The 4,096-nt window shown below is 62.8% G+C and carries 4 protein-coding genes; all 4 read left to right on the forward strand.

The genetic code is table 11. The annotated features are described in order from the left end of the window. Nucleotides 1-611: NADH-quinone oxidoreductase subunit H (locus NEZ08_RS19660; RefSeq protein ID WP_298110565.1), on the forward strand; the 611-nt coding region annotated here is incomplete at its 5' end. Then, complete coding sequence (locus NEZ08_RS19665; RefSeq protein WP_298110567.1) at nucleotides 612-1,274, forward strand: hydrogenase-4 component E; 663 nt, start codon at nucleotides 612-614, stop codon at nucleotides 1,272-1,274. Continuing rightward, the gene (locus NEZ08_RS19670) at nucleotides 1,271-2,719 is read left to right on the forward strand and encodes a hydrogenase 4 subunit F (RefSeq protein WP_298110570.1); all 1,449 of its coding nucleotides are present in this window, start codon (nucleotides 1,271-1,273) and stop codon (nucleotides 2,717-2,719) included. Before NEZ08_RS19665 ends, NEZ08_RS19670 begins: the two co-directional genes overlap by 4 nt. A 3-nt stretch (nucleotides 2,720-2,722) precedes the next feature. Continuing rightward, a partial coding sequence (locus NEZ08_RS19675) for an NADH-quinone oxidoreductase subunit C (protein ID WP_298110572.1) occupies nucleotides 2,723-4,096 on the forward strand: 1,374 nt, incomplete at its 3' end.

Raw genomic sequence — 4,096 nt, forward strand, 5'->3', positions numbered from 1 at the left:
CACTCGCGGCCCTGGATATCGGCACCAGCTTCGGCGGTATTGGCGCGAGCCGCGAGGTGATGATCGCCTCGCTCGCGGAGCCGGCGATGATCATGATCGTCTTCACGCTGGCGCTCGTCGCGCGGTCGAGCCAGTTGTCGAACGTGGCCGGCTTTATGCTCTCCTCGGCGGCGGGTCTGCGCGTATCGCTCGGCCTGGCGCTGATCGCCCTGATCATCGTCGCACTTGCCGAGAACGCGCGCATTCCCGTTGACAATCCAGCGACGCATCTCGAGCTCACGATGGTTCACGAGGCTATGGTGTTGGAATATTCCGGCCGCCATCTGGCCATGATCGAACTGACCGGGTCGGTGCAGTTGCTGCTCTACATGTCGCTGATCGCCTGCGTGTTCGTGCCGTTCGGTCTTGCCAGCACCGGCTCGGGAATCACGGCCTACGCCATTGGTGCCCTGGCCTATATCGCGAAGCTTGCGGTGGGCGGGGTTCTGCTTGGTGTGTTTGAGACTGCCACGGCAAAAATGCGCGTCTTTCGGGTGCCCAATCTCCTCGGCGCCGCCCTGATGCTGGGCTTGCTCGGCACACTGCTGCTGTTCGTCTCGCGGTCCCTGTAGATGACGCATTTTTCGCTTGATATGGCGCACGTTCTGGCCGGCAGCCTGGTCGTCGTGAGCTTCATGATGCTCTATCAGGATCGGCTCTCGGCACTTATCAACGTGCTGGCCCTGCATTCCTTGGTTCTCGCCCTCGCAGTCGCCTGGCAGGCCCGTCTTCAGCTTGCCCCGCAGCTCTATATCACGGCGGCGATCGCCTTGATCTTCAAGGCGATCGTCATTCCGTTCGCGCTGCATCGAATGATTAAGCGAATGGGGATCCACCGGGAGATCGAGGTCGTTGTCGGCATCAGCATGACGATGCTCGCAGGAATTGCTCTTGTTGCCTTGTCGATGATCGTGATGCTGCGTACGACCGCCGGCGCGGCGCCCCTGGCGCGCGAGGATATCGCGCTGGCCCTGTCGGTCATCCTGCTCGGCCTCCTGATGATGGTCACGCGACGCAACGCCGTGAGCCAGGTGGCCGGGTTCATGTCGCTCGAGAACGGCCTGATCCTGGCAGCTACCGGAGCGCAGGGCATGCCCCTGGTGGTGGAGATCAGCGTCGCCTTTTCCATTCTCATCGCCTTCATTGTCGTCGGCATCTTTCTGTTCCGTATTCGTGAACGTTTTGACACCGTCGAGGTCGAGGCGCTCGATCAATTCCGGGGAGAGCGGCGATGATCATAGACCCAGCCGCCGCCATGAATGCGCTCCTGCTGCTCCCCGCGATCGCCGCGACCGTTCTTGCCCTGCTGCCTGGCTACCGCCTGTCGGCGCGTCTGAATGTCGGCGCAAGCGGAATATCGCTGATCGCCGCCTTGCTGTTGCTGGTGCGCCGCCCCGCACCCGACGCATTGTTCCTGGTCGATGACCTAAATGTCGTTTTTCTGATACTCAATAATTTCATCGGTTTCACGACAAGTATTTTCAGCGCCACCTATATCGGCCATGAGCTCGAAATCGGCCGTCTTACCCCGCGCTATTTGCGTTTCTATCACGCGATGTACCAGGTGATGATGTTCGGGATGAATCTCGCGCTGGTCTCGAACAGCATCGGGCTCATGTGGGTCGGGGTGGAGCTCGCCACCCTCTCCACGGTCGTCATGGTTGGCATCTATCGTACCCCAGCGGCGATCGAGGCTGCCTGGAAATACTTCATCCTGGGCAGCGTCGGCATCGCGCTGGCCTTGTTTGGGACGATCCTGGTTTATCTGGCGGCCCGCCCGATCCTTGGCGAGGGTGTGGCCGCGATGGAGTGGACGCTTCTGGCCACGCATGCCGCCAACCTGGATCCCGCGTTGCTGAATGTCGCGTTCGTGTTCCTGCTGCTGGGATACGGCACCAAGGTCGGACTGGTACCGCTGCATGCGTGGCTGCCCGACGCGCACGCAGAAGGTCCCACGCCTATCTCGGCCGTGTTGTCTGGTCTGCTTTTGAATGTGGCGCTGTACGCGTTGCTGCGGTTCAAGATCCTGCTGGCCGGCAGCCCTGACACGATCGAGCCGGGCGTGCTGATGGTGAGCCTGGGGCTGCTTTCGGTCGCCTTCGCGGCCTTGATGCTGTACCGGCGGCGCGACATCAAACGGCTGTTCGCGTATTCTTCGATCGAGCATATGGGCATCATCGTCTTTGCCTTCGGTATGGGCGGCCCGCTGGGCAATTTTGCTGGCTTGCTGCAAATGACGATGCATAGCCTGACGAAGTCGGCGATCTTTTTCTCCGTGGGCCACGTGGCCCAGGTCAAAGGCACGCAGAAAATCGCCGATATTCGCGGGCTCACGGCTAGTCATCCGCTGTTGGGCTGGGGGCTTGTTGCCGGCGTGATCGCGATTGTTGGCTTGCCGCCGTCCGGCATCTTCATGAGCGAATTCCTGATCGTGAGTACGACCTTTGCGCGCCAACCGCTGCTGGCGATCGCGCTGGCGATGGCGCTCTTGGTGGCATTGGGGGCGCTGGTGCTGCGCCTCACGACGATTTCCTTCGGTGAGCCCAGGGGACGGATGGAGCCGGTGCAGGCCTCTTATGTGCCGATGTTCGCCCATCTCTCGCTGGTGCTTTGCGCTGGAATCTATCTCCCGCCGCCGCTGGTCGTCTGGTTCCAGCACGTTGCATCGCAGCTCGGATAATTCATGGAACGTGCAATACCGATCCCGTTTCCTGAGCTTGGTCCGAATCGCCGGCTTGTCGCCACGCATCGGCCCTGGCCGCGGCTTGAGGTCGAAACAACGGGCTGGCGCGCGGCTGCCGACGAGTTGGCAGCCGGACGCTGGACGCTGCTGGGCCTCTGGGGCGAGAGCCAGGCGGTGCACATGGCGGTTCTGCGGGATGCCGACGAGGGGCTCGGCGTTATCAGCCTGTCCTGCCTTGATCATCATTTCCCATCCGTGGGACTGCACCATCCCCCCGCGATCCGACCTGAGCGCGCGATCCAGGACCTGTTCGGCCTGGTCGCGGACGGGACTCCCGACGAGCGTCCATGGCTCGATCATGGGCGCTGGGAGCAGACGGCGCCGCTCGGCAGCGCTCCTGGAAGGCGCCCGCCCGGCACCGCCTATTCGTTTCTGAAGGCGCTCGGACCGGCGCTCCACGAGGTTCCGGTCGGACCGGTGCATGCGGGCGTGATCGAGCCCGGACATTTCCGATTCCATGCCGATGGCGAAACGGTGGTTCGCATGGAAGAGCGTCTGGGCTACGCGCATAAGGGCGTTGAAGGCCTGATGGCCGGTGCCGACATCGCGCAGGCAGCCGTGCTGGCAGGTCGTGTATCCGGCGACAGCACCGTCGCCTATGGCCTCGCCTTCGCGAGAGCGGTCGAAAACGCATTGATGGTCACGCCGCCGCCACGCGCGATCTGGCTTCGCGCGCTGATGGCGGAAATGGAGAGACTTGCCAACCATCTCGGAGATGTCGGTGCGATCTGCAACGACGCGTCGTTCGCGATCATGAACGCCCACTGTGCGATCCTGCGCGAGCGGGTTCTGCGCGTCGCCGGCGCATGCTTTGGTCACCGGCTGATGATGGACCGGATTGTGCCGGGAGGTGTGGCAACCGATCTCGACACGGCGGGCATGGGCCGTATCGTGGACCTCTTGGACGAGATCGGCCGGCGTTTTCCACGTCTTGTGGAACTCTACGACAACACGGCATCGTTGCAGGATCGTGTCGTCGGCACTGGCCGGCTCGAGCCGGCATTGGCCCGGCGATTCGGCTGTGGCGGGTTCGTCGGCCGCGCATCCGGCCGCTCATTCGATGCCCGTCGCTGGCCTGGTTACTCACCCTATGACGTGCTGCGCTTTGACACGCCGGTCCGGACCGATGGCGATGTCAACGCGCGTGTCTGGATACGGATCAACGAAATCGAGCAAAGCCTCGCGCTGATCAGACAGATTGTGGCTGGCATGCCAACGGGGCCACTGATCACACCGCTGCCCCCGAGACCACAAACCGCAGCGGCCGAGGGGATGGCGCTTGTCGAAGGCTTTCGCGGGGATATCCTCGCCTGG

Origin of the sequence: Bradyrhizobium sp. (genome assembly GCF_027451485.1) — a bacterium.
Taxonomy (GTDB): Bacteria; Pseudomonadota; Alphaproteobacteria; order Rhizobiales; family Xanthobacteraceae; genus Bradyrhizobium.